The 25,286-nt window shown below is 61.2% G+C and carries 20 protein-coding genes; 4 read left to right on the top strand and 16 right to left on the bottom strand.

Annotation, left to right across the window (positions count from 1 at the left end; genetic code table 11):
• Positions 1-234: 234 nt before the first annotated feature.
• The gene (locus RCF49_RS18270) at positions 235-771 is read right to left on the bottom strand and encodes a hypothetical protein (protein ID WP_342641216.1); all 537 of its coding nucleotides are present in this window, start codon (positions 769-771) and stop codon (positions 235-237) included.
• Between the two features lie 418 nt (positions 772-1,189).
• Between RCF49_RS18270 and bcsS the strand changes: the two genes are divergently transcribed.
• Positions 1,190-1,993 (top strand): cellulose biosynthesis protein BcsS, encoded by an 804-nt coding sequence (gene bcsS / locus RCF49_RS18265; RefSeq protein WP_342641215.1) that lies wholly within the window; start codon positions 1,190-1,192, stop codon positions 1,991-1,993.
• 99 nt (positions 1,994-2,092) lie between these two features.
• Here the strand turns inward: bcsS and RCF49_RS18260 are convergent, their stop codons facing one another.
• Both RCF49_RS18260 and aspS read right to left on the bottom strand, forming a co-directional pair.
• Positions 2,093-3,202 (bottom strand): glycosyltransferase family 2 protein, encoded by a 1,110-nt coding sequence (locus RCF49_RS18260; RefSeq protein ID WP_342641214.1) that lies wholly within the window; start codon positions 3,200-3,202, stop codon positions 2,093-2,095.
• Between the two features lie 81 nt (positions 3,203-3,283).
• Positions 3,284-5,071, bottom strand: a complete 1,788-nt coding sequence (aspS, locus tag RCF49_RS18255) for an aspartate--tRNA ligase (protein WP_342641213.1) — start codon at positions 5,069-5,071, stop codon at positions 3,284-3,286.
• Between the two features lie 193 nt (positions 5,072-5,264).
• Between aspS and rnd the strand changes: the two genes are divergently transcribed.
• Positions 5,265-6,455, top strand: coding sequence for a ribonuclease D (rnd, locus tag RCF49_RS18250; protein ID WP_342641212.1), 1,191 nt, complete (start codon positions 5,265-5,267; stop codon positions 6,453-6,455).
• A 29-nt stretch (positions 6,456-6,484) separates the two neighbouring features.
• On the opposite strand, the gene RCF49_RS18245 is transcribed toward rnd, so the two are convergent.
• The 4 genes from RCF49_RS18245 to RCF49_RS18230 form a co-directional block, all read right to left on the bottom strand.
• Entirely contained in the window at positions 6,485-7,582 is a 1,098-nt protein-coding gene (locus tag RCF49_RS18245; RefSeq protein WP_342641211.1) for an AbrB family transcriptional regulator, read from the bottom strand.
• 195 nt (positions 7,583-7,777) lie between these two features.
• Positions 7,778-8,218, bottom strand: coding sequence for a hypothetical protein (locus tag RCF49_RS18240; protein WP_342641210.1), 441 nt, complete (start codon positions 8,216-8,218; stop codon positions 7,778-7,780).
• Positions 8,219-8,328: 110 nt separating this feature from the next.
• Positions 8,329-10,731 (bottom strand): glycogen/starch/alpha-glucan phosphorylase, encoded by a 2,403-nt coding sequence (locus tag RCF49_RS18235; protein WP_342641209.1) that lies wholly within the window; start codon positions 10,729-10,731, stop codon positions 8,329-8,331.
• A 156-nt stretch (positions 10,732-10,887) separates the two neighbouring features.
• Positions 10,888-11,799 (bottom strand): diacylglycerol/lipid kinase family protein, encoded by a 912-nt coding sequence (locus RCF49_RS18230; protein ID WP_342641208.1) that lies wholly within the window; start codon positions 11,797-11,799, stop codon positions 10,888-10,890.
• Positions 11,800-12,070: 271 nt separating this feature from the next.
• Between RCF49_RS18230 and RCF49_RS18225 the strand changes: the two genes are divergently transcribed.
• Positions 12,071-12,382 carry a septal ring lytic transglycosylase RlpA family protein gene (locus tag RCF49_RS18225; protein WP_342644234.1) on the top strand — a complete coding sequence of 104 codons (312 nt, stop codon included), beginning with the start codon at positions 12,071-12,073 and terminating at the stop codon, positions 12,380-12,382.
• Between the two features lie 269 nt (positions 12,383-12,651).
• On the opposite strand, the gene RCF49_RS18220 is transcribed toward RCF49_RS18225, so the two are convergent.
• Positions 12,652-14,070 carry a DcaP family trimeric outer membrane transporter gene (locus tag RCF49_RS18220; protein WP_342641207.1) on the bottom strand — a complete coding sequence of 473 codons (1,419 nt, stop codon included), beginning with the start codon at positions 14,068-14,070 and terminating at the stop codon, positions 12,652-12,654.
• Positions 14,071-14,440: 370 nt separating this feature from the next.
• On the opposite strand from RCF49_RS18220, the gene RCF49_RS18215 reads away from it, so the two are divergent.
• Positions 14,441-15,142: a metallophosphoesterase family protein gene (locus RCF49_RS18215; RefSeq protein WP_342641206.1), complete on the top strand. Its 702-nt coding sequence runs from the start codon at positions 14,441-14,443 to the stop codon at positions 15,140-15,142.
• Positions 15,143-15,223: 81 nt separating this feature from the next.
• Here the strand turns inward: RCF49_RS18215 and cysN are convergent, their stop codons facing one another.
• The 8 genes from cysN to RCF49_RS18175 form a co-directional block, all read right to left on the bottom strand.
• On the bottom strand, positions 15,224-17,152 hold the full coding sequence (gene cysN / locus RCF49_RS18210) for a sulfate adenylyltransferase subunit CysN (RefSeq protein ID WP_432807413.1): 1,929 nt from the start codon (positions 17,150-17,152) through the stop codon (positions 15,224-15,226).
• Between the two features lie 2 nt (positions 17,153-17,154).
• Positions 17,155-18,060, bottom strand: coding sequence for a sulfate adenylyltransferase subunit CysD (cysD, locus tag RCF49_RS18205; RefSeq protein WP_342641204.1), 906 nt, complete (start codon positions 18,058-18,060; stop codon positions 17,155-17,157).
• 72 nt (positions 18,061-18,132) lie between these two features.
• The gene (locus RCF49_RS18200; RefSeq protein ID WP_342641203.1) at positions 18,133-18,981 is read right to left on the bottom strand and encodes a WecB/TagA/CpsF family glycosyltransferase; all 849 of its coding nucleotides are present in this window, start codon (positions 18,979-18,981) and stop codon (positions 18,133-18,135) included.
• A complete protein-coding gene (locus RCF49_RS18195) occupies positions 18,978-19,868 on the bottom strand; it encodes a glycosyltransferase family 2 protein (protein WP_342641202.1) in 891 nt (296 codons plus the stop codon). The genes RCF49_RS18200 and RCF49_RS18195 overlap by 4 nt, the downstream gene beginning before the upstream one ends.
• Positions 19,822-21,243: an O-antigen ligase family protein gene (locus tag RCF49_RS18190; protein ID WP_342641201.1), complete on the bottom strand. Its 1,422-nt coding sequence runs from the start codon at positions 21,241-21,243 to the stop codon at positions 19,822-19,824. Before RCF49_RS18190 ends, RCF49_RS18195 begins: the two co-directional genes overlap by 47 nt.
• 15 nt (positions 21,244-21,258) lie before the next feature.
• Entirely contained in the window at positions 21,259-22,215 is a 957-nt protein-coding gene (locus RCF49_RS18185; protein WP_342641200.1) for a sulfotransferase family protein, read from the bottom strand.
• On the bottom strand, positions 22,212-23,525 hold the full coding sequence (locus RCF49_RS18180; protein ID WP_342641199.1) for a lipopolysaccharide biosynthesis protein: 1,314 nt from the start codon (positions 23,523-23,525) through the stop codon (positions 22,212-22,214). Before RCF49_RS18180 ends, RCF49_RS18185 begins: the two co-directional genes overlap by 4 nt.
• 214 nt (positions 23,526-23,739) lie before the next feature.
• Positions 23,740-25,188: a mannose-1-phosphate guanylyltransferase/mannose-6-phosphate isomerase gene (locus tag RCF49_RS18175; protein WP_342641198.1), complete on the bottom strand. Its 1,449-nt coding sequence runs from the start codon at positions 25,186-25,188 to the stop codon at positions 23,740-23,742.
• Positions 25,189-25,286: the final 98 nt, after the last annotated feature.

Below are 25,286 nucleotides of genomic sequence, written 5' to 3'. Positions count from 1 at the left end.
TCGTCTTGCCCCGCTCCCTGTTACGAACGTGCAGCAAACACGCCGGACTTACCGACACTCACACGTCCGAACAGGTTTCCGAACAATTGCTCGAAAAGGCGTAATGGACTGTTAAGGACCCCCCGCTCGTGGGCCATGCAATAGGTACCAAGGAGCAGATTCTTCACCAAATCAAAAGGTGTTTCAGAATGTTACGATTTCGCTAAGGTGCGGAACGCGTTCCTGCATAACTGCTCAAAGCCGCAGAAAACCAAGGATAAGGCCGGCCGTGAGCAGCAGGATGACCCCGAAAATCAGGCCACCGAACCAAGCGGCAGCCAGGGTTAGGGCATTATATCCCTTAATGTTTATGACAGGTTCGGGGCGGGGCACGAGCTGGCGCTCGCGCTCAACGATTCTGTGCGCCATATATTGTGTGATCTGCTCGATGATTTCGGCGCGGTCGCGGGTCTCAAGCAGAACCTCCCGGGTGTCCTGGCCCTCCCGCAGGAAGCGATAGGTGCGGGGGTCGGGATCCATCACGACATAGCTGGTGGCGTCCACCCAGAGGCGGGGCGGCTCGCCTTGAGTGAGCGCAAGATCGAACAAGGCCGCCGCAGGCTCGGATCCCGCTGCGATTTCAGCCAGCTCCGCCTGAAGCGTCGCCAGACGCAGATGCTTAGCATCGCGTATGTCGAAGATCGCGTTCAAATGGTCAGCCTGCGCCAGCCGCGCGTGGCGTATTGCTGTATCCAGACGGTCTCCGGGCCGCGCCGGATCAATCCCCCTCATTGGTCACGCTCCACTCGTCCCACCCGGGAAACGGCAACGCCATCTAACACCCGGAGCAGGCTGTTGGCGAGTCATGGCGCCGTGCCGGCGATGAGCCCGACCGACCGGCCAAAAGTCCAAATCCGCCCTTCCGCACATCGGTCAAAGGGGGGAGATCGGAACATATTGGCGGGCGAACCTCCCACTGCCGATGTCTCCCCGGAAGACCTCATCTTCCCGTCGGACAGGTCAGGCCGCCAAACAACACCTCCAGATACAGAATGTCAGTACTCTGACATAAGTCAAGATCTGGAGTCGGATCTTTCTTTTCCACACGCAGTTCGACTTCAGCGCAATGCTTAAAATAACATGTAGAATTTTACTCAATTTTTCGCAAAAACTGCCACCCGACACACATTGCAGCACCGGAGATCGTGACGTGGCAAGACTGTCTACGCCTGCTGCTCTATATTTGCTTGCAACAGAACTTCTGCAGAAGAAGGCCGCAATTTCGGTGGCCGTCAGTTTCTTGCTTGAAGCATCGATTGTTGCAGAGGCGGGCGAATATTATGCGCTGAGCGGCGCGGGGGCGAGCAATACGGGGCTGTTCGCCTATCAAGGGGTCATCGCCCTTCCCTTCGGCACATTCGACGAGACAGGCCCGATCATTCGTGGCTGGGCGAAAACATTTGCGTTCGACTACAAGACGGACCTCATCGATCCCAATGTGGTGGCGCCACCCATCAAGGGTGTCATCATCAATGCGCAGGCCTATGCGCTCGAGATCGAGAGCGGCTATCAGGTCGGCTCGGAATTGGGGCGGCTTGCGCTGTTCATCGGCGCCTCCTACCGCCGTTACAGCCTTTCGCCCGATGATCCACGCTCACCTCTGGCCGGGGATCATTACGATCTCAAGGTGGCGGCCGATGGAGCGATAGGATCGCCCCTGGGCGGATGGGGGATGGGGTTCAACGGCAGCTATGTCACGGGCGTTGAGGAGTACTGGGCGCAATTCAGGCCCCGCTACCGGTGGCCTTCGGGGCTCGAGGCCGGTGCCGATCTCGCGGCTTTCGGGGGCAGAGATTACAATTACGGCCGCGCCGGCCTGTTTCTCAGCGGGCTTGACCTGAGCCGATGGGGGGCCGAAGCCACCTATCTCGGTGCGGAGGCTGGCGGACAGATGGATATCGAGCTTCGCGAACCGGAAGCTTATGGCGCTGTCCACGTCAATTTCCGATTTTGAGCCGCCAAGCACACCCTGTTCTGGGAGGACCGGCTCAAGCGGGCGGTCGGAAGCTCACCTTCGCGACAATGCTTATGCATCGGGTCGCCGCGCAGGTCATCAGCCGGTCGACCGTGCGTCCCAGGCAACGGCCGGCATCAAGCCGGCATCAACGAGACTCCGGGAGCCGCGATAGCGGCCGGAGCCGTGATGGAACAGGGTGAGCTCCGGATCTTGCTCTATCACTTCGCGATACCGGCGATATTCCAGCGATCCGTTCCAGTGCTCGCCATGGTCAATCGCGGCGAGCGCACGCTGATGGAAGTCTTCGATAAACTTGAAGTGCAGGAGACAGCCGCGCGTGGGGAGAAAGTTGCGCTCATAGGGAAAGGCAATGTGCGGATCAAGATAAAGGGCATTCGCGTCCCAGCGCATGAAGGGCGTTTTCGCGAGCTTGCCTTGAAAGGGTCGGTCCGGTGTGGAAAAGGTCCGCAGGCGCGGCCCGCCGCGATAGTAGATAAACCGCTGCCGGGCATCTGGGCTCTGACCTTCGGTTTCATCAGCCGAATAGTCGGTGTCAAAGAAGGGGCAAGCATCGATCATCGAAGCGCCTGGCAAAAGATGCGTCTTGGCGATCGGCAAGGGCCCGTACATGTCCAGCATCATGGCTGGCAGGGCCAGGCGTCCATGGCTCCTCAACCAATTTGCGAGCTCGGCAAGCGTGTGCTGCTCACAGCCATCATAGACCAGCAGCTCGTCGATATCCGCCACGACATACCAGCGTCCAAACCCTGAGCGCCCTATGGCGGCCATGACCCAATCCATGCCGAACATCGAGCCGGCATAACTGCCATCGGCCCGAAGCAGCTCGACATCCGCGGCCTCAAGAGCAATATCGCGGCTGGCGTCCTTCGAACCATTGTCGATCAGGATGAAGCGAGCCGCCCCAAGGCCGCGGTAGTGACGGAGGAAATCCGGCAAGCGAAGCGCCTCATCGCGCATGCAGGCCACAACGGTTACCGCGTCGGCAGCAATGGCGGGCAAGGTTCTGATGGGGCTCAGCTCGGCTGCCGCGCGGCGAATGGCAAGGCGCCGACTCGCAACGCGAAGTGCCGTGCCGCCGGCGCTGTTGCGAAACCTGCGTTTCATGCGCTTGTTGAAAGCGCGCATGTCATTCAACGAGGCCGCAAGCTGGTCCCGCCACTCACTCACGACGTGAGATATGATCATGCGCGTCCCTTCCGATAGACGCAATCATTGCGTGTCGAAATCGATAGGTCAACAGGACCGGGAGAGGTGTGGCACTCCCCCTCAGCTGCCCTGTTCGCGCGGAAGATTGAGCCTGATGTGAAGCTCCCGAAGCTGCTTGGCGGTGACGTCGGAGGGCGCGCCCATCAACAGGTCTTCGCCCTTCTGGTTCATGGGGAAGGCAACGACCTCGCGCAAGTTCTCCTCACCACAGAGCAACATGACCATGCGGTCGATGCCGGGTGCGATTCCACCATGGGGCGGTGCGCCATACTGCAAAGCGCGCAGCATGCCGCCGAATTTCTGCTCAAGCACGCTCTGATCATAGCCGGCAATCTCGAAGGCTTTCCGCATGATCTCCGGCTTATGGTTCCGGATCGCGCCCGAAGAGAGCTCGATACCGTTGCACACAACATCATACTGGAAGGCCTTGATGGTGAGCGGATCCTGGGTGTTGAGCGCCTCCAGCTCGCCCTGAGGCATGGAGAAGGGGTTGTGAGAGAAGTCGACCTTCTGCTCCTCCTCGTTCCACTCGAACATCGGGAAATCAACGATCCAGCAGAAGGCAAACCGGTCCAAATCGACCAGGTTCAGCTCACGGCCGATCTTGTTGCGCGCGGCGGATGCAAAGCTCGCGAACAGCTTGGGCTTGCCCGCCACGAAGAAGGCGGCGTCGCCGACGCCAAGACCAAGCTTGCCACGGATGGCTTCCGCACGCTCAGGGCCGATGTTCTTGGCGATCGGGCCTGCGCCACCTTCCTCGCCCTCGCGCCAGAAGATGTAGCCGAGCCCCGGCTGGCCCTCGCCTTGTGCCCAGGCGTTCATCCGGTCGCAGAATGCGCGGCTGCCACCACCCTTGGCCGGGATTGCCCAGACCTCGACGGTCGGGTCGCTGGCTATCATGTTGGCGAAGACCTTAAAGCCCGAGCCGGCGAACTGGTCGGTGACGGCTTCCATGGTGATGGGATTGCGGAGATCGGGCTTGTCGGATCCATATTTGCGCATGGCTTCCGCATAGGGGATGCGCGGGAAAGCCTGGGTGACGGGACGTCCGCCACCGAATTCCGCGAAGAGATCGCGCAGGACCGGCTCGACGGCCTGAAACACATCCTCCTGGGTGACGAAGCTCATCTCGAGATCGAGCTGGTAGAACTCGCCCGGGGACCGGTCGGCACGGGCATCCTCGTCACGAAAGCAGGGAGCGATCTGGAAATAGCGATCGAAGCCGGCGATCATCAGCAGCTGCTTGAACTGCTGGGGCGCCTGGGGCAGCGCGTAGAACTTGCCAGGATGCAAACGCGAGGGGACCAGGAAGTCGCGGGCGCCCTCGGGGCTCGATGCGGTCAGGATCGGCGTCTGGAACTCAGTGAAGCCGATATCGGTCATGCGCCGCCTTATCCAGGAAATGATCTGGCTGCGCTTGACGATGTTGCGATGGATGCGTTCGCGGCGAAGGTCGAGGAAGCGGTATTTGAGCCGGGTCTCTTCCGGGTATTCGGCATCGCCAAAGACGGGCAGCGGCAGATCCTCGGCGGACGACAGAACCTCGATCGCGGTTGCAAAAACCTCGACCTGGCCAGTGGCAATGGCCGCATTCTTGGTATCGCCCGGACGCTCGCGCACAGTGCCATCGATGCGGACCACCCATTCGGCCCGAAGCCGTTCCGCCTGGGCGAATGCGGGCGAATCCGGATCGGCCACGATCTGGGTGATCCCATAGTGATCGCGCAGGTCAATGAAGAGCAGCCCGCCATGGTCGCGCACCCGATGCACCCAGCCGGAAAGGCGGGTTTGCGCGCCGATATCGCTCTCGCGCAGCGCTCCACAGGTATGAGTCCGATATAAGTGCATGAGCTGCCCGTCCGAAGCTTCTTTCGCAGGCTCTTGAGCCTCGCCCGCGAACTGGTCCATTTGCTCGCGGAAAAGCGCATGGTGCCCGGGCTTTGTCAAGGCAAGAGGCCAGGCTTACGCGTAGGTCAGAAGCTTGTGTATAGCGCCAAAGTGCTTGAATGGGGCGGAGACTCGCCGCATCTTAGATAAGTCCATGGAACTCATCACCACATCAGACCAGCTCAAGGCCGTTTGCGACGAATTCGCGACGGATGACTTCATCACCGTCGATACAGAGTTCATGCGCGAGACCACCTTCTGGCCGCAACTCTGTCTCATTCAGGCGGCGGGAGCCAAACGCGCTGTCATTATCGATCCGCTGGCGCAGGGCCTCGATCTTGCGCCCTTCTTCGAATTGATGCGTAACGAACGCGTGCTCAAGGTGTTTCACGCGGCACGTCAAGACATCGAGATCATCGTCTATCTCGCGCGCGTGGTGCCGAAGCCGATTTTCGATACGCAGGTCGCAGCCATGGTCTGCGGCTTCGGCGAGCAGGTGGGCTATGAGAACATCGTGCGGAAGCTTGCCGGAGCGACCATCGACAAGAGTTCCCGCTTCACCGATTGGAGCCGCCGGCCGCTTTCGACCAAACAGCTCGAATATGCGCTGGCCGATGTCACCCATTTGCGCACCGTCTACAAAAAGCTGAAAAAGAAGCTGGATGCGTCCGGCCGCGAGAGCTGGCTGGACGAGGAAATGGCGATTCTCACCTCAGAATCGACTTATCGCACTGAGCCCGAGGATGCGTGGCGGCGCATGAAGTTTCGCGCCAGAGACAAGCGGACCCTCGCCATTTTCATGGAGGTTGCCGCCTGGCGCGAGCGGGAGGCGCAGGAGCGGAACGTTCCACGCAGCCGCATTCTCAAGGACGATGCGCTTGCGGAAATCGCCCAGCACGCGCCGAAGTCGATCGAGGATTTACGCTCGTTCCGCGCGGTGCCGCGCGGGTTTGCCGACAGCCGTATGGGAGCCGCGGTGCTTGCGGCAGTCGAACGGGGCCGTGCGGCCGATCTCAAATCCATCCCGCGCCCGGACGAGGTTCCAGCCCGGGAAAGCAGCGGTGCGCTCGGCGATATTCTGCGGCTCGCACTCAAGGTGGTCGCTCAATCGCAAGGCGTCGCTCCGAAGCTGATCGCTTCGAGCAGCGATCTCGATGCGATTGCGGCTGACGACAATGCGGATATCCCAGCCATGCATGGCTGGCGCCGGACCATATTCGGCGAGGTGGCGCTGGGCATCAAACGAGGGCAGCTCGGCATCATCTTCGAGAAGGGCGAGGCCCGCATATTGGCCCGGGAAAAAATCGGCCGCACCCGCGTGCTCGATACGGCTTCGGGCGCATAAGCTCGCGGCGCCAAGGGCCTAAGGGTAGATCACGAGCCGCTTTCGTCCGCTGCGGGAGATTTGGCCCTCGATCGCTCGGGCGATCCCAGCCACAGGGAAACCAGCGGCATAGCCAGGGTCATCATCAGGAACCTGAACACCTGATGGGCCGCCACATAGGCGGGATCAAGCCCAAGGGCAAAAGCCATGATCGACATGGCATCCAATCCGCCAGGGGCAAAGGCCAGCAGGGTCTCGGGATAGGGCAAGCCGGTGACCCAGGAGGTCGTGGTAGCGCCGATCACACCAATCACGGATGCGAGCAGGCAGCCTTTGATTCCCGCGCCAGCCGATTGACGAACCATGCCAAGGGTCATGCCCGAGAAGCGCGCGCCGATCACGGCGCCAAGCACCACATAAGCGGGTTCGAGCAGCCAGGGCGGCAATCCGCCTTCGACAATCCCGCCAAGATGCAGGGCGATATTGGCGGCGGCGGCACCCAGCAGGATCCCCGCCGGCATCCGCAGTCGCTGAAACAGCCAGGCGCCCAACGCACCGGCCGCAATAACGATGATCAGGTCTTGAAGGGAATGAGTGGCCTTAGGCATCTCCATGGCCGCACCGCTGGGAACCGCAAGCCAGGTGATCACGAGCGGCAGAAAGGCAACCAGGAAAGCAAGACGGATACATTGCACGACAGTGACGCGCAGGACATCTGCCCGATATTCGACCGCGAAGATGACCACGCTCGATAAAGCGCCGGGTACCGCCGCAAAGAAGCTGGTCCGATCATCCCAACCATAGGCGCGGCGATAATAGGCCTGCAGGGCAAAGGTCACCGCAATCATGGTTACGGCCAAAATGGCAAGGCTCGTTGGCCAGCTGCGCATCAGAGACAGTGTCTCCCAATCGACGCTGGAGCCGATGGAGAGGCCGAGGAGGACGAATACAGCGGGGCTTGCGAGCTTGGGCACCTCGCCCCGGAAGCCGCTGAGGCACAGGACCATGGTTGCCACCATGGCACCTGCAAGCCACGGGGCCGGCAGGTTGAAGAAGGCAAAAAGGCTACCGCCCGCAGCGGCGACCGCTATGGTCGCCAGCACGCGGAACAGCTTCGATTGCAGGAACTTGCTCAGATCGGCGGGCACGAGATATCTCATTCCGCCGCATGGCGGCTGCAGCTTCGGCCTGAGTTCCCGAAAGGGAAATACCGACCAAATCGGACAGCCGCCGCTCTGAACATCATGCTCCGGCGCGGCGGTGCCTCTTTATGAGACGATTACCGCCCGGGGTAAACCTCATGATGCTCAGATTGTGGTTTTGGCAGCTATGCGAGAACAGCCTCAGGCATAGCGGAACTTCACCACGCGATCGTGGAGGACGCGGCAGACCACGTCGAATACATCGCGGTCACGCCGGGAATAGCGGGCTTCGACGCGCAGTTTGACGCGCCATTCGCCCTTTCCAAGCGGCCGGGTGTCCTTCACCTTTCTAATGATCACCTTGTTGGCACCATCGCGGCTGAGGGTGCGCCAAGTCTTGTGAGAGCATGCCGCAACCGCATTGCCTTCGGGCGAGAGCCCCTGGTTATAGTCGTAATAGGGATCTTTATAGTAACGCTGGGCTGAAGATGCAGCCGCCGCCCCAAGTGCCACGACGCCCGCACCGATCGCGATTCCCGCAATCACATCGCCGGCATCGCTCGCCCTCACTGGCGCTGGCACACTCACAGCGCTCGCTGCCATCGCTATCGCCAATGCCAGCCCCGTTGGTTTACGCAACATTGCCCCCTCCTCCGTGGTGCGGTTTCCCCCCTTGTGGGAATTGCAAACTATCACCAGGGATAAGAAGCGCAATTGCTCTGATGCAATTATCTAACGGCTGAATGTAATCTCTAAGCCGGCAGGTACTGTGCGTTCCAGATCCGTGAGGCGTAATCCGAAATGGAACGGTCGCTGGAGAAGCGACCAGCCCCGGCGATGTTACGGACCGATTTTCTCATCCATGACGCCTGGTCACGCCAGGCAGCATCAACCCGCCGCTGGGCCTGCCAGTAGGAATCGAAATCGGCGAGCAGGCGGAAATGATCATTGCCATCCAGAAGGGAGTCCACGATGGGCCAGAAGCGGGCCGGGTCCGAGGAGAACTGGCCTGCGCCGAGCTGATCGATCACTTCCTGCAGCTGGTGGTTGTTGCGGTAAATCTCGCGCGAGGAATAGGTGCCGGACTGGTTTAGAGCCGCCACCTCATCAACGCTCATGCCAAAAATGAAGATATCGTCGGGGCCAACCTCCTCGGCGATTTCCACATTGGCGCCATCGGCCGTGCCGAGAGTGAGCGCTCCGTTGAGGGCCAGCTTCATGTTGCCTGTGCCCGAGGCCTCCGTGCCAGCGAGGGAGATCTGCTGGGAGAGATCAGCCGCGGGAATGATATATTCCGCAAGCGAGACATTATAGTCGGGCAGGAAGACAAGCTTCAGCCTGTCGCTGGTCACCGGATCGTTGTTGATGTGGTGACCGATGTCATGGGCCAGTTTCACGATCAGCTTGGCCATGTGATAAGCCGAGGCGGCCTTGCCTGCCATGATCACCACCCGCGCGGGCCAATCCTGGTCAGGCGTCGCCCGCATGGCGTTCCAGCGCGCGACAACCCCAAGCAGGTTGAGCAGCTGACGTTTATATTCGTGGATCCGCTTCACCTGCACGTCGAACATGGCGGTGGGATCGACGGCAATGCCGAGGCGATGCTCGATCAACGCGGCGAGGCGCTGCTTGTTCGCGAATTTGATGGCCGCCAAGCGGCGGCAGAATTCGTCATTTTCAGCCTGGGGCCTAAGGTCGGCGAGCCGGGTCAGATCGCGCCGCCAGTTTTGTCCTATGGTTTCATCAATCAGCTGAGCGAGCGAGGGATTGGCCAGATTGAGCCACAGGCGCGGCGCGATCCCATTGGTGACATTCTCGAACCGCTCGGGATAAAGCTCGGCGAATTGCGGGAACAGACGCTCGCGGACCAACCGGCTGTGAAGCTGAGAGACGCCATTGACCTTATGGCTTGCCAGGACGGATAACCTGCCCATATTGACGCGTGGATGATCGCCGCCCTCCACCACGGCCACCTGGCTGAAGAGTTCCGGGCGGCTGCCGCCAAAGCGAGCATGCAATTCCTGGCCGAAGCGCCGGTTGATCTCCTCGATGATCTGCAAATGGCGCGGCAGGAGCCTTGCCATCATATCGCAGGGCCAGATCTCCAGCGCCTCCGGCATGAGGGTGTGGTTCGTATAGGAGAGTACCTTGGTCGCGAGGGCCCAGGCTTGCTCCCAGTCCAGCTCATAATCATCGACGAGCAGCCGCATCAGCTCGGCCGGGGCCAGCGCCGGATGGGTGTCATTGAGGTGGATCGACACCTTCTCAGGCAGCAACGACCAATCGTCATGTTCATCGAGGAACCGGCGCAGCGTGTCCTGAATGGAGGCGGAGACAAAGAAATGCTCCTGCCGAAGCCTGAGCTCCCGGCCCTCCACGGTGCTGTCATCGGGATAAAGCACACGCACGACGGTGCGGGCGCGCAGCCTTGGGGATAAGGCCTCCATGAACGCACCGCGATTGAAGGTGGCGAGGTCCATGGGGTGAACTGCGCGCGCACCCCAAAGCCTCAGCGTGTTCACGGCATAATGACCATGGCCGGGCACGAGCGTATCATAGGCTATGGCGTGAACGGCCTCGCCATCGACCCAGCGCAGGCGCCCACCTTCCTCGGCGACCCTGCCGCCAAACCGCACGAGATATTGCCGCTCGGGCCGCATGAGCTCCCAAGGATTGCTGTCGGCCAGCCAATCATCAGGGCGCTCGATCTGCCAGCCATCCAGCACTTCCTGCCGGAACATGCCGAATTCATAGCGGATGCCATAGCCGATACTGGGCAAGCCCAGCGAGGCCATGGAATCCAGAAAACAGGCCGCAAGACGGCCAAGGCCACCATTTCCCAGAGCGGGGGTGACTTCGAGCTCAGCCAAGTCTTCCAGTTTGACGCCGCATTCCGCAAGAGCCTCGCGGCACTCGTCCAGGATTCCCAGAGCCATCAGCCCATTCTGGAGGCCGCGGCCGAGCAGAAATTCCATGGAGAGATAGGAGACCTGCTTAATTCCGGTCTCGCGGATCTGCCGATTGGTCTCATGCCAGCGTGCAGTCAGCAACTCGCGCACGGTCAGGGCCGTCGCCTGGAACCAGTCGCGCAAAGTCGCCTCGTCCTCCGGAACGCCAATTCCCAAGGTAAGACGAGCAAGAAGCGCCTGTTTCAAGCTGGAAGGCTGAGGCCATCGCTCCTGAAAATTCATTCCTACCCCGAATACACCGTTACTGAAAAGGTCACCGCCCGATCAGAAGGGTAGTGTCGACAGCGGTCTGGTTCAATGCATGAGCCATAGCAATGTTGCAAACCGGGTCTTTGCTGCAACTCAGCTCGATGGCGGCGGCCGTAAAAGCTGCAGCGCCCCAGGCATGCTTCTAAACATGAGTGGCGTTGAAAGATCAAGCAGTTCCCCATCGACCGAGGCCGGGACCCGCCGCCGGTAAAGGGTGACTTTGCAGTCGGCGCTCTCAATCGTCTCGAATAGCGCCGCATCATCCCACCGGCCAGTCAAAGCTGCTAACGACATGTTGATCACGTCGAGCGTCCGGTCGGACTTGGCAAGATGTAGCTCGAGCGTGCCGCCATCGAGCCGCTCGGGCTGCGGCAAGCTGCCGACCTCGCGGCGAAAGCGGTTGTTGGTCACGATCAATGCCGGTGTGCGCATGCGCAGCCGCCGGCGCCCCTGCCCCGCCACCACCTGAACCGAGATGGTGGGTGGCTGGCGAACAACCTGAAACCAGCTGAGCAGCGATGCCCACATTTTCTCGACACGAGACCGATATCCGCGCGCATTCCGCAGAGAAACGAGCTTCGGGTGCAGCCCGAGCGAGACATGGTGCACGAAGACACGTCCGTTCACCGAGCCGAGGTCTATGGGCTCTGATCTGCCGGTCAGCAATGCGGAGGCCGCGGCGGTGATGTCGAGCGGGATGCCGCTTGCCCGGCACAGCAGGTTCATGGTGCCAAGGGGGAGAACCCCAAGGGTCGTCCGTGATCCCGCGAGAATGCCTGCCGCTGTCGATGCGGTGCCATCGCCTCCACCTACGATGACAACATCGTCTTCGCCTGATTGCTTCACCTGTTGAAGGATCCGTTCCAGCTCAGCGCAGTCGATGAACAAGAGCTCCGGACGGCCCGGGGCGGAGGCGATCATATCGGCAAGAAGCTCACGGATCCGCGCTTCGCCAAGGGTGAGCACGGTCCCCGCAGCCCGGTTGATGAGCACATATCTCCACATGCGCCGGGCTGTCTCCTCAATGCGTCAGAAGCCGCGCGATCCTGATGGCCGGGCGGCAGAGCAAGGTCGCCAATGGCCATACCGCCATATTATGGCCCCATCTACCCTGTTCACAAAGGTCGGCACCTGGAATTGGGCTGCCGCGGCGCTCTTGTGGGAGCTGCGCCGGGGGACTGACATCAGGGGAAACATTCTCGATGAATTCGAAGGACTTCGTATGAGCAGGGTCAACCTTGCTCTTCTCGCCGCGGCTGCGTCTGCCGTGATCGTTATGAGTGGCGCCGAACGCACAGAAGCTTCCTCGCGCCTGGAAGGTATGGCTTCATATTATTCCTACGGCCGCTATACGGCCAATGGCGAGCGTTTCAATCCGAATGCTCTGACCGCAGCTCACAGGACGCTGCCGTTCGGCACCAAGGTTCGCGTCACGCACAGAAAGTCCGGACGTTCCGTGGTTGTCCGCATCAATGATCGCGGCCCCTTTGCCAAACGGCGGATCATCGACGTCTCGCGTGGAGCGGCGCGGGCTCTCGGTATGACCCAAGCGGGCGTTGCCCGCGTGACGCTCGAGGTGATCGACTGAGGAGCGAGAACGGCACCAGTCTTGCCATTCCGCTCGCTCGTACCATTCGAGCATGGCCTGTTCCTAGAGTTAAACCCCGAAATTCGGATTCCAGTTGACGTTCAGCTAACAGGAATTGGACGCTGACCCGCGTCATCAGCACCCAAAACTCACGGCAACAAAGCTGGTTCCGCGGGATCAGCATTATTGTTTGGAGCTGCGCTGCGGTCTAAAGCAAGAAAGCCGGCCCATGGGCCGGCTTTCTCTGTTTTTGGTGGTGTTCTCGGTTCTTAGAAGAAGAACCAGGCACCGAACTGGGCGCGCCAGGCGTCGTTCCGCTCGGTTCCGAAGATATCGTCGCCGTTGTTGTCGACGCCGTTGAACACGGTGCGCTGACGCTCGGCCCACATAACTTCCCAGCCCAGACGGAGCTGCTGGACAGGCTGCCAGATGATGTTGGCGTGAACCGACATGACGTCGACGTTCTGGTCGTCGAAGCCCGTGGCGTAAGTGGCTGCGAGGACGTCCTTCTTGCTCTGGTCGGTGTAGCCCCAACCGAAGTTCAGCGAGGTCGTGTCGGTGACGTTGAAGATCAAGCCAGCGAAGAGACCCAGCGACTCGATGGTGTGGATATCGAAGCCGTCGTAGTAAGCACCCCGGTTCGCGCCGAAGATATAGGCACCGATACCATCACCATACATGACCTGCGTGGTCAGGGTGGCGATGTCAGCCAGGTTGATGTTCACAGCACCGGTGACGCCCCAACCGAGCTCGCTTTCCGAGTTGTTGAACGGGCTGTCGATGCCGACGGCACTGTCGGTGTGGTAGTTACGAAGCACACCGGAGATCAGGAACTGGTGACCGCCAGGCATCTCGTACTGCCAGCGTGCCGTGAAGTCCGGAATGTCGCTGGAAGAATTGCCATAGGCCGTAAGCAGCGCGCCATCACGCGGATTTTCGGCCGACACCGCGAAGAGCTGCGGCCCATCACGCCAGGTCAGACGGACCTGCGCATTACGGGTGGTGCCCACCAGGCCGACGTCACCGTTGAAGTCCACCGTGGTGATGCCGGTGAAGGGCGACATGAAGTTGGTCCAGGTCTGACCAGCACCGAACGTCCAGTTCGGGGTCATGTCCCACTCGCCCCAAGCATGGCGCATACGGAAGTCAGTGTTGCCGAAGGAGCCGCCCGAGAAGAAGTCACCTTCGATCAAGGTGCGGATCTGGCCAACTGCCGTGTCGGACTTCGACTTGATGCTGAAGCGGGTCTGACGGGCATGCAGGCGGATGTGATCCTGATCTTTCTGATCATCGATCGCGGTGTAGCTGAAGTAGTCGCCGAGATCCTGATCGAAGTCATAGATCACGTCGCCCTTGACGTAGCCAGAGATCGTGACCTCGTGCACCGGAGCCGGCAGATCCGCTGACGGCGTAATGGCAATGGTCATGCCGCTGCTGGTCGGAATGTAATCGCCAGCACGGGCAGTGTTCCAATCAGCCGTCGCTTCCGTTCCACGCTTGAACGTGATCCAGCTGGCGCCTTCCGGCAGAGCCGGCGCGGCCGGACGAGATTCAAGCTGATTTACCTGAGCCTGGAGCGCCTCCAGCTGAGCCTTCAGATCGCTCAGCTCATCGGCGTGCGCTCCAGCGCCCAGCACGGTCAGCGCCACTCCCCCGAGCAACGCACGGCCGATTAGTTTCACCTTCATTGCAATTCCCCCATCTCTCTCGAATAGGAAAGCTCCACTTATTTGTTGCACTATTGCGAAGGAGCTCCTGCCGCACAAGCGTGCATTCCTACTCCGGGCGGCCAGACCACACCTTTTGGCAGAACTGTGGCGTGTTTGTCACAAGCCTATTGCCTGCTTGCTTAGCGCCCATTCCATCGCGATATATGATGGGATTTAAAGTCTCAGCGCGCCCCTGCCGGGTGAACATCTCACGCGGTCAGAGTCGCGCTCGCGCGGCTTGTCCGACGCGACGCATAGGATCGACGAAGGCCACAATAATATGACATCGACCTCGGTTTCGGGTCTTTTGGCGGGCCTCTTCGGACGCCCACAGCGGAAGCAGGCCGAAATGCTTCCGCCTGGTTTGCGAATCTACGCAATCGGCGACATCCATGGATGCCTGCATTTACTGGAGGACCTCTGGGAGCGGATTCGCGAGGATGCCCGCCAGAACCCAGCAGAAGAACATGTTGAGATCTTTCTGGGCGACTATATTGATCGCGGACCAAACTCCTATGGCGTCATCGAGGCGCTGAGTACTCCCCCGCTGCCCGGCTGGCAGCGCCTATGCCTCCGCGGCAATCATGAGCAACTGCTCCTAGGGTTTCTCGAGGCGCCCAGCTCGCTCGAGTTCTGGCGCCAGAACGGGGCCCTCGAAACGCTGGCCTCCTATGCGGTTGATGTCACCCGCACGCGTGATATGTCGCAAGCCGAGGCGGTGGCCGAGGAATTCACCTCGAAACTACCGCCGCACCACGTGGCATTCCTGCGGAACCTGCCAGTCTATGCGAGTATCGGACAGTATTTCTTCGTGCATGCGGGGGTTAAGCCAGGCGTTCCGCTCGACCGCCAGCGGCAGGAAGAAATGCTCTGGATCCGAGACGCATTCCTCTATAGCGACATGGATTTCGGGAAGGTCGTGGTGCATGGCCACACACCTGTGGAGCGGCCTCAGCACCGTAAGAACCGAATCAATGTGGATACGGGAGCCTATCTCACCGGCCGATTGAGCTGCGCGGTTCTCGAAGGTGATTCGGTCCGGTTCCTGTAGAGCATTTTCGAGCACAGTGGATGCCGGTTCGGGGACCACTCGCGCGCGAATGATCCACCACTCCAGGTCTCGGACCGAGGCTCAGCCTTCCTTCTGCAATCGCTCAAGGAAGGAAATCACCGCTTGCGCATGGTGCTCGGGGGTGCCGCTGCCGCCGTGAATCACGATTTCAGGCGATTCGGGCGGCTCGTAGGGCGAATCAATACCGGTGAAATTGGCAATCGCGCCGGCGCGCGCCTTCTCGTAGAGGCCCTTTGGATCACGGGCCTCGCAGACCTCGAGAGGCGTGTCGACATAGACTTCAATGAAGGGAATATCGCCGGCGATCTCCCGTGCCATCTGCCGTTCGCGGCGGAAGGGCGAGATGAAAGAGACCAGGACCATGAGGCCCGCATCGGCCATCAGCCGGGCGACTTCGGCGACGCGCCTGATGTTTTCGACCCGGTCGGCATCGGTGAAGCCAAGATCCTTGTTGAGACCGTGGCGCACATTGTCACCATCCAACACGTAGAGATGGCGGCCTTCCGCAAATAGCTGCCGCTCAACCACATTGGCAATGGTCGACTTACCGGAGCCAGAAAGGCCGGTGAACCAGAGAATCGCCGGGCTCTGGCGCTTCTGGGCCGCACGGGCCGCACGGTCGATATCGAAGGATTGCCAGGCAATGTTGGTGGCGCGCCTGAGCGGGAAATCAATCATACCGGCACCGACGGTCATGCCGGTGATTCGGTCGATCAGGATAAAGGAGCCGGTCGTGCGGTTCACATTATAGGGGTCGAAGACCACAGCACGATCAACGGCCAGATTGGCCACGCCGACGCCATTCAGGGCAAGCGTCTTCGCTGCCGCACGATCGAGCGTGTTCACATCGACCCGATATTTCAGTTCGGTGATCGAGCCTGGCACGCGGTCATGGCCGATCTGCACGAGATAAGAGCGACCACGTATCATTTCTTCTTCCGCCATCCAGACGAGATGTGCCTGGAACTGATCGGCGACGGCCGGTGCGGCTGCGTCGTCCGCAGTGGTCGGGACCAGAATGTCACCGCGGGAAATGTCGATCTGATCGGCCAGCTCTATGGTGACCGCGTCGCCCGCCTTGGCGGTTGCAAGATCGCCGTCGAAGGTAACGATGCGCTTCACCGTGCTCTCGCGTCCGGAGCGGGCCACACGGACGGCGTCACCCACATGGAGAAGGCCCGAAGCGATGGTTCCGGAAAAGCCGCGGAAATCGAGATCTGGCCGGTTCACCCACTGAACAGGAAAGCGCAGGGGCTGGGTTGCGGCGCGCTTGCGCTCGTCATCCACAGTGACCGTCTCGAGATGTTCGAGAAGCGTGGGGCCATCGTACCAGGCCATCTCACGCGATTGCCGTGCAATATTATCGCCCTTCAGCGCCGAGACCGGGATCAGCCGCACATTGGGGAGGCCTACGGAGCGCGCAAAGGCCAAGAACTCGTCCTCGATGGTGGTGAAGACTTCGGCGGAATAGCCGACCAGATCCATCTTGTTGACGGCGACCACGACGTCGCGAATGCCCAGCAGGGCGCAGATATAGGCATGGCGCCGGGTCTGGGTCAGCATGCCCTTTCGGGCATCCACCAGAATGACCGCGAGCTCCGCGTTCGACGCGCCGGTCACCATGTTGCGGGTATATTGTTCGTGGCCCGGCGTATCGGCCACGATGAATTTGCGCTTGTCCGTGGCAAAGAACCGGTAAGCGACATCTATGGTGATGCCCTGCTCGCGCTCAGCCTGAAGGCCATCGACCAAGAGCGAGAAATCGAAGCCGTCCTCGGTGACGGCGCGATTGACGCTCTCATTGGCGAGCGTCGCGAGATGATCCTCGAGCACAAGCTCAGCGTCATATAATAGCCGGCCGATCAGCGTGGACTTGCCGTCATCCACACTGCCGCAGGTGATGAAGCGCAGAAGACCCTTTTGGTCTTCGGCGGCTAGAACCCGCGCCAGGAGCTCTTCTGCATTTTCCGGTGCAGTCAGGACCTTCATCATCAGAAATAGCCCTCCTGCTTCTTCTTCTCCATGGAGCCGACCTGATCGGTGTCGATGAGGCGGCCTTGGCGCTCGGATACGCGGCTCGTCTGCATTTCCAGCAGCATCTCCGGCAATGTGGCAGCCCTTGATTCAATGGCGCCGGATAGGGGATAGCAGCCGAGCGAGCGAAAGCGGATCCAGCGCATTTCCGGCACCTCGCCCGGCTCCAGCGGCAAGCGATCGTCATCCACCATGATCCATGCGCCCTGCCGGCGCACCACAGGGCGAGGCTTTGCGAGATAGAGCGGCACGATCGGGATCTCTTCCCGGTAAATGTAGTGCCAGATATCGCGTTCGGTCCAATTGGACAGCGGGAACACCCGCATGCTCTCGCCAGGGGCGAGGCGGGTGTTGAACAGCCGCCACAGCTCGGGGCGCTGCGACTTGGGATCCCAGCGCTGGGAGGCGGACCGCAAGGAAAACACACGCTCCTTGGCGCGGCTTTTCTCCTCGTCGCGACGTGCCCCGCCAATGGCGGCATCGAAGCGACCGGCAGCCAATGCGTCCCTGAGCGCCTTGGTCTTCATCAGGTCGTTATAGATGACGGAAGAATGTGTGATGGGGCTCACGCCCGCTGCAACCGCCTCATGATTGGTGTGCACGAGGAGGTTGAGGCCGTGACGCTCAGCCGTCTCGTCGCGAAAGGTGATCATATCCCGGAACTTCCACGTCGTGTCGATGTGGAGGAGCGGGAATGGAATTTTCGAGGGGTAGAACGCCTTGCGCGCCAAATGCAGGAGGACGGATGAATCCTTGCCGATCGAGTACAGCATCACCGGCCTTTCAAAGGCAGCGGCGACCTCGCGCATGATGTGGATCGATTCCGCTTCCAGAAGCTGCAAATGCTGAGGGAATGCCGTCATGAATGCCTCACCCGGCCCAGGCCCCGGTCTTGTTGTCCTACCCGGCCGTTCACCACCCACCCCATGACTGGGCTATAGAGATACAGGAATTTCGTCAAGCCAGGAGAGTTCCTGGCGTTTGGGCGAGACGGGCGTCATGTGGGCGATCGGCGTTGCCGTGGCGGTGAGCAGGAGCCAGGCGGCATGGGGATTGGTGATCGCATAACGCCGGAACAGGCGCCGTGGCTCCAGAGCAAGGCGATAAAGCCATTCGCACCCGATGCGCTGCACGCTCAAAGGTGCGCGGCGGCGCGCTCCGCACAGGAAATCAAACAGGCCGCCACAGGTCTTGATCAGGCCGATCTCCGTGAGCTGAGCGCGGTTGCGTGCGGCAAAGGCCTGTTCGTTGGGAACCCCGAGGCCGACCCAGAGAATATCGGGCCTGGCGCGGTTGATCTCGGAAACCAAGTCTTTCTCCTCGGCCGGCGCAAAGTAGCCGTGATGGGCTCCCGCAATGGGAAGGCCGGGGTAAAGGCGCCTGACCTCGACCATAGCGGCAGCGTTCGCCTGGGGCGTGCCTCCGAGAAAATAGAAGCTCACGCCAGTCTGCTGCGCCCGCGCAGCCAGGTCGTGGAAGAAGTCGGTGGTGGCACAACGCTCGGGCAAAGGCCGGCCGCCGAGCGCCCGGGAGGCGAAAACCAGGGGCATGCCATCGGCATCAATTCCTTCCGCGTCATCCAGCAGTGCTCGAAAGGCGGGATCGGCCGCAGCGCGGGAGAGCACGTGACCATTGGCCGAAGTATAGAATGGCGCCGGGGAAGAGCCGGATGCTCCGGCCGCCCCTCTGCGGCGCTGCGCCTTAGCCAGCAAGTGCTCGGCCCACTGTGCCCGGTCGAAACACACAACGGGCAGATTGCCGGTCATGACGGTCGGGAGTGTCATTGCATGTCTCCCCCAATCCGATAAGGATGGTCATATTGCCGGCGGGGTGTTGCTTGGCTGCGCAGCCAGAGACGATGCAGCGCCCGATAGGCCGTGCGGGGCAGGAGGCCACGGGCGAAGGCACGGGCCACCGCCATGGGTGAGATCAATCCGCCAAGAATGACCACGCCCGCATCGCGCAGCGCCCACCAGGACAAGAGGCGTCCACGCAGGGCGATGAGGTGAGTTGCCCGATAGCAGAGTTCAGCGCGCGTCCCCAGCACGTGCCGCATGTTTCGGATCCATTGTTCCATCTGCTCGGCGCTGCCCGCCGCCGAAAGATGTGGAAGCCCGTGGGTCATGTCGCAGCGGACGAGGCTCTCGGGAATGAAGTGAAAGCACGCACCGTGCTGCCAGAGACGGATCAGCCAATCGCTGTCATCGCCATACCCTAGGGTTTCGTCCCACGAAACGGCCCTGGCGAGCGTCGCCGGAACCACCAGGGAGGGCGTTGCGATCATTTCCCCCGCAGCAAACAGGAAGTCGGGCATCCGCTCTCCGTGCCGTAGCGGGCGAGATGGCACAATCGCATGGGCGTTTCGTCCGTGATCGAGAACGACACGAGAATAGAGTATCGCGTCGGGATGATCGGCGATCGCGGCTGCCATGCGGGTCAGCTTGCCCGGGAGGAATTCATCGTCGGAATCAAGGAGCGCGATATAGTCCCCGGCTGATGCCCTGATCCCTGTGTTGCGGGCAGCGGAGGCGCCATTCCCTTCCGAGAGGATGATCCGGCAATGCTGGCGGTCGCCTATGGTTGTGGCCAGGGGCGGCGAGGAGCGATCATCGACAATGACGATCTCATAATCGGGCCAGCTCTGGCGCTCGATGGACCGGATGGCGCGCAACAACAATTCGTGGCGGTCGCGGCACGGTATCACGATGCTGAATTTTGGCATGGCGGGCGATCCCTAGAGAGACTCCTCGCCTGTGCCGCGTCGATGCGAAACACATGACGAGAAAGAGGAAGTTCCAAAGGCTCAGGCATTCGGTGGTTTGGCTGGAGGTGAGATTGATCAGCCACTGGAGCAAAGCGAAGAGCGCGATCATCGCCTGCTCCAAGCTCTTCGGATGCCCAGAGAGCATGAGGCGCAAGGCCGTCGTCGTGGTAAGGCACAGGACAGCCCCATAAAGGAGCGCGCCTATGAGGCCGGTCTGCACAAGCAGGTCGAGATAGCCGTTGTGGCTGTCGGTTAGACGCCAGCCAAGGGCGTCGTAAAGTGAACTCCCACCGGCATAAGTCCAGATTGCATCGAAACCGCTTCCCCAAAGCGGCTCCTGCCGGAACAGCCACCAGCTGAACTCCCATACGGGGATGCGGCCGGTCAGGTCGATGAAGTGATCTGAGAAGACGATGCCATAAGGGGTGATCTCGATGCTGGCGGGTGCTTGGATGAACTGCAGCTCGGAGGCCATGATGCAGGCGAGACCGCCAAGAAGACCGGCACTCCAGATCTGCCGATGGAGATAGGCTGCAACGAAGATCACCACAGCGCCGCAGATAAACAGCACCAGCGATGTCCGGGATAGGGACATGTACAGTCCGGCTATCGCGAGGAACAGCGCTGCAGCGGGTATCAGGCGTGAGGCATGCTGCGGTTGCAGCAGCATCAGGAGGCTCAGGAGGCCAAGTAAAGCGGCCTGTCTGCCGAAGGCATTCTTCTGGCCATAGATCCCCGTCCAGGCATCACCGCGCACGAACGGCGTCACGCCGATCGTGGGAATGGCGACTGCGATGACGGTGGACGCCATGACGATCATCAGGAGCGACCAAAACAAGGCCGCGAGCAGTTCTGCGGGCTCGAGCAGGCGGGCAGCCTGCAGCGCACAGAGCGCCACACAGCAGAACAGGACCACCTTGACCAGCGATGCGGGATCTTCCGCCTTGCAGAACGTGATCAGAGCGGCATAGCCATGGAATGCGAGCAGTAGCAATCCGGCGGATCCGATGGGGCGGGCTGTGCGTGACGGCCGCCGCAGAAGCCGGGTAAAGCAGAGCAGCGCAGCCGCCAGGAGCAACAGCCCATAATTCAGAAGGCGCGGATCGTCCTCAAAAGGCGTAAGGGCTTCCGCGAATGTGCCTCCCAAGGCAAAGCTTAAGAGCATGACCGCGAGCTGCGGCGGCAGCCCCGTGAGCGTTTTCCGGGGAATGTGAAAAATGGTCCGGAAATCGCCGTGGCTCTGCTGAAGCGAGCGGGCAAGCTGGGCCCGAAATCGTCGCATCGCGCTCAGCATCGGTTAGGCGCAGGCCCAGGTCGCGAAACGGGCCCCAACGAGGCTCGCGAGCCGCCGGCGTTCCGGCGCGAAGAGGTCTTCGAGAAATGCGCGATCGTGAGTGCTGAGCGGCGGCGGGGGATCAGACCGCTTCGCCACCATCTGAAATACGGCCTCCCTGATCTGACGGCGGGCCGTCCGCGGCAGCAAGTGCTTGGCGGTGTCCTTGATCGGATTGGGCCTCGAGAATAGAAATTTGAGCTGCCGCAGGGCGTAAGAGCGCGGTAGGGCCGTGACATTGGATGGCGGGACATCAGCCGGCTCGGCATCGGCATCGACCTCCAGGAAATTCAGAACGCGACGCGCGACCTCCCGGCTGTTGCGCTTGAGATCCTCGAAGTCGAGAACGAGAACGCGATCTTCTCCGAAGGTGCGGAAGTAGCGCTCGACCTGCGAGGCGTAACGTCCGCAGTGAAGATGGCGCCATCCATAGAGCCACTCGTCGCGCTCACCCCTGAGCTCGGCCTCAATCGCCGCGCGGAAACTTGCCGCCGGCTCGAGACCCAGGGATTGCTGGAAGCAATAGGCGGAATATGCACGATCGACGGGATCACGCAGGATGGCGATGATACGGGCATTTGGCTGTGCGTGCTTTATCCGCATCGGCACCTTGGGATCCGGCAGATAGAAGGTGCTGGCCTCACCGATCAGCTCGTGATCACCAGCTCTTGCAAAAAGCCGCCGATACTGCGTCTCGGTGCGGATCAGCATCCAGTGATCTGCGCCGATCAGCCGCCCGCCCGCCGGAAGCCGGAAGCGCGATGCGGCCTGCGCATCGGCCCAGAGGAAATAATAGGGTTCCTTCTCTTCCGGCAGGTAGAGATCGGGATGGTTGCGCAGGCAATCATAGAGTGTGGTGGTGCCCGCCTTCATCGCACCGACGATGAAGAAATCCGGCAGGCGAGAATGGTGGGCCGTCATCGATCTCTCCTTGAGCTGAAGCGCTGCCGCAGGCCGAGAATGTGCAGGCAGCAGGCGAAGGCGACGGTTGACCGGACAGCGGTGGTGGCAAAGCTCGCGACCACAGCTCCGGGAAGGCCAAAGGCCAAGGCGCCAGATGCGACGAGAACGAGGCCCAATCCGTTGAACAGAAGCCCCAGTCGCATGGCGAGATGCTCGTGATCGGCCACCATGAGCAGGGCCGCCGCGGGGCCCGTCGCCGCATTCACCACTTGGCCGAGCGCGAGCAGCAGCAGAAACGGATAGGCCTCGCCATAAGCCGGCGAGATGAAGGAGAGCAGCGCCGGTCCGAGCAGGATGAGGAGCGCGAACAAGCCCAGTGCCGCCGCGCCGCCATAGACACAGGTCGACATGAACACGACACGCAAGCCATCGAGATCGCCATCCCTCCGCAGCTGGGCCATCATCGGGCTTGCGATCGCGGCCAGAGAGGTGAGAACAAAAACCAGCAACTGAGCCGTGCGGTCGAGGAACAGGAACAGCCCGGCGCTTTCGAGCGACAGGGAGCTGCCAAGGACCAGCAGACCGACCTGGTTCGCCAGGGGCTGTGACATGGCAATGATCCAAAGATCGCGTCCGAGCCTGCGGAAGCCGGTGCGCTCGCCGGGTTCGAGGCTGGCGGCTGCCGTGGGTATGCTGTCATGCATGTTGCGCCATTGCAGCGCGAGGCAGATCAGCAGCGAGACGGCGATCATGGCGAGGGTCAGCCTGGCATCGATGCCCTGGCCGGTCGACAGGCAGAAAATGATCCCCGCAAGGCAGCCTACCCGCCAGAGGATCTCGCGCGGGATGAAGGCTTCTGACAGACGGCCCTGAGCGCGAAGCACGGCGGAGGCCCATTCGAGGGCGGTGAGTGCCGCGACGGCAAGCCCGGTCCAGAGAAACAGACCGGGCGGGGCGGATAACAGCTCCAGCCGGAGCGAGAGCTCGCCGATCACAGCCAAGGCCAAGCCGGTTGTCACCGCGCCGATGACATTCACCGACGCGGAAGCACGCAAGAACCGGTCATCGCTGCCGGTCCTTGCCGTTCCGCGGCGAACGAAACGCAGGACGGCCATGGGCTGGCCGGCTCCTGCCACGGAAGGCCCCAAGGTAATGATGGCCAGCGCCGTTGCAAACCAGCCGAAATCCTGAGGGGCGGCGAAACGGGCGAGCAGAAGAACCGTCAAGTAACCGGCGAGCGCTCCGAGGCCGCGGTAGATGAACGCCTGGCCAAATGACCGGCGCAAACGCGCAGCCCCTATGGGGATGGGCAGAGCATTCTCCCGCATGGATTCCTCCAGACCAGTGTTGGTGGGCAAGCGTGCCGGATCGGCTGTGGTGATAAGGCCAGCAGCACGCGTCAGGTCGTGCGCGTTAGCTCAGCCGACGCGCGATGTCTTGAGAACAGACTGCTGTGTTGCCGGAAAGCCCCGCTCAGCGCGGCGCAGCCCCCGTGATCAGTGGACCTGCTTAAGCTCTGCTATCGGACAGAAAGTTTTCAGCTTACTTCCCGGTGCGCGGCTCGGCTGCTCGGCCATAGACGTCATCAAACCGGATGATGTCATCTTCACCGAGATAGGAGCCGGACTGAACCTCGATCAGGAATGCCGGAATGCGACCGGGATTGGCCAGACGATGGCGCGTGCCCGTAGGGATATAGGTTGACTCGTTCTCAGTCAGCAGGAAGGTCTCGTCGCCCCGGACGACCTCCACAGTGCCCGAGACAACCACCCAGTGCTCCGCGCGGTGCATATGGCTTTGCAGCGACAGCCGCGCCCCAGGCTTCACCATGATGCATTTAACCTGATAACGCTCGTCGAAGCTCAGAGACTCGTACCATCCCCAGGGCCGGTGCACGCGCGCATGGCTGCTGACGATGCTGCGGCCCTGCTGCTGCAAGCGCTCGACCAGCGGCTTCAGGTCCCCTGCCCTTTCGCGAGACGCCACCAAAACGGCATCCTTGGTGGCAATGGTGACGACATCGCTGAGGCCAAGCATGGCAACGCAGGCATCATCGCTATAAACGAGACAGTTTTGCGCGTCTTCGAGGACGACGTCGCCCCTTATCGCATTGCCGTCAGCATCCTTGACCGCAAGCTCATAGATCGATGGCCAAGCGCCGCAATCACTCCAGCCCGTCTCCAGCGGAATACAGGCAATATTCTCGACCTTCTCCATGATCGCATAGTCGATCGAGATCTTCGGCGCGCGGCCATAGGCAGCCGCATCGAGGCGCACGAAATCGAGGTCGACCACGGCACTGGCAAGCGCGTCGGTGCAGGCTTCCAGGATTTCCGGCTGCAAGGCCTCGAAGTGCTGGAGCATCGTCTCGGCACGGAACAGGAAGATGCCGGCGTTCCAGAGGTAATTGCCCCCGGCAATATAGGCTTGTGCCTGCTCGCGCGCAGGCTTCTCCACAAAGCGCGCGACCGGGCGCGGCAACCCATCCAAAGAGGTCTCCGAGGGGACCAACTCGATATAGCCGTAACCCGTCTCAGGTCGGTTGGGGGTTACCCCAAATACCACGATCTGGCCTGCCTCGGCTGCGGGAATGCCGGCCGTTACTGCAGCACGAAACTTCGCATCATCGGCAACCAGATGATCGCAGGGCAATAGCAGCACGAGCCCTTCTGGATCCGCCCTGGCGACCAGCAAGGCGGCCATGCAGGCGGCAGGCGCCGTATCACGTCCCACTGGTTCGAGCACCACGGCCGCTTGCTGGAGCCCCGCCTCCAGGGCCTGTTCAGCGATGAGAAACCGGTGGTCGGCGCTGCCCAGGATATAGGGCGCGGTGAATGGCGGCTTCTGCACACGGACACATGTCTGTTGAAAGAGGCTCGTTTCACCAACCAGGGTCACGAACTGCTTTGGATGGTCCTTTCTCGACAATGGCCAAAGCCGGGTGCCGGAACCGCCAGCCAACAGTATTGGTGATACACTGCGTTCGTCCATGTCGCCCCTTTCAGCACAGTCCGATCCCGCGCGAGCAAGTTCAGTGCCATAGCCGAAGATCATCGTGCGTGCTGTGCCTTCGAAGCGCATCCCTAACC

This window comes from Rhodoligotrophos sp. CJ14, from assembly GCF_038811545.1.
Taxonomy (GTDB): domain Bacteria; phylum Pseudomonadota; class Alphaproteobacteria; order Rhizobiales; family Im1; genus Rhodoligotrophos; species Rhodoligotrophos ferricapiens.
This window is presented reverse-complemented; position numbering and strand designations above follow the sequence as displayed.

Bases quoted from the DNA above. Each gene is read 5' to 3' on its own strand.
- RCF49_RS18200 (WP_342641203.1), bottom strand. From the start codon at position 18,981: ATGACACTCCCGACCGTCATGACCGGCAATCTGCCCGTTGTGTGTTTC.
- RCF49_RS18240 (WP_342641210.1), bottom strand. From the start codon at position 8,218: ATGTTGCGTAAACCAACGGGGCTGGCATTGGCGATAGCGATGGCAGCG.
- RCF49_RS18180 (WP_342641199.1), bottom strand. From the start codon at position 23,525: ATGCGGGAGAATGCTCTGCCCATCCCCATAGGGGCTGCGCGTTTGCGC.
- aspS (WP_342641213.1), bottom strand. From the start codon at position 5,071: ATGCACTTATATCGGACTCATACCTGTGGAGCGCTGCGCGAGAGCGAT.
- RCF49_RS18190 (WP_342641201.1), bottom strand. From the start codon at position 21,243: ATGCGACGATTTCGGGCCCAGCTTGCCCGCTCGCTTCAGCAGAGCCAC.
- RCF49_RS18215 (WP_342641206.1), top strand. From the start codon at position 14,441: ATGCTTCCGCCTGGTTTGCGAATCTACGCAATCGGCGACATCCATGGA.
- rnd (WP_342641212.1), top strand. From the start codon at position 5,265: ATGGAACTCATCACCACATCAGACCAGCTCAAGGCCGTTTGCGACGAA.
- RCF49_RS18230 (WP_342641208.1), bottom strand. From the start codon at position 11,799: ATGTGGAGATATGTGCTCATCAACCGGGCTGCGGGGACCGTGCTCACC.
- cysN (WP_432807413.1), bottom strand. From the start codon at position 17,152: ATGAAGGTCCTGACTGCACCGGAAAATGCAGAAGAGCTCCTGGCGCGG.
- cysD (WP_342641204.1), bottom strand. From the start codon at position 18,060: ATGACGGCATTCCCTCAGCATTTGCAGCTTCTGGAAGCGGAATCGATC.
- RCF49_RS18270 (WP_342641216.1), bottom strand. From the start codon at position 771: ATGAGGGGGATTGATCCGGCGCGGCCCGGAGACCGTCTGGATACAGCA.
- RCF49_RS18260 (WP_342641214.1), bottom strand. From the start codon at position 3,202: ATGATCATATCTCACGTCGTGAGTGAGTGGCGGGACCAGCTTGCGGCC.
- RCF49_RS18175 (WP_342641198.1), bottom strand. From the start codon at position 25,188: ATGGACGAACGCAGTGTATCACCAATACTGTTGGCTGGCGGTTCCGGC.
- RCF49_RS18185 (WP_342641200.1), bottom strand. From the start codon at position 22,215: ATGACGGCCCACCATTCTCGCCTGCCGGATTTCTTCATCGTCGGTGCG.
- RCF49_RS18225 (WP_342644234.1), top strand. From the start codon at position 12,071: ATGAGTGGCGCCGAACGCACAGAAGCTTCCTCGCGCCTGGAAGGTATG.
- RCF49_RS18220 (WP_342641207.1), bottom strand. From the start codon at position 14,070: ATGAAGGTGAAACTAATCGGCCGTGCGTTGCTCGGGGGAGTGGCGCTG.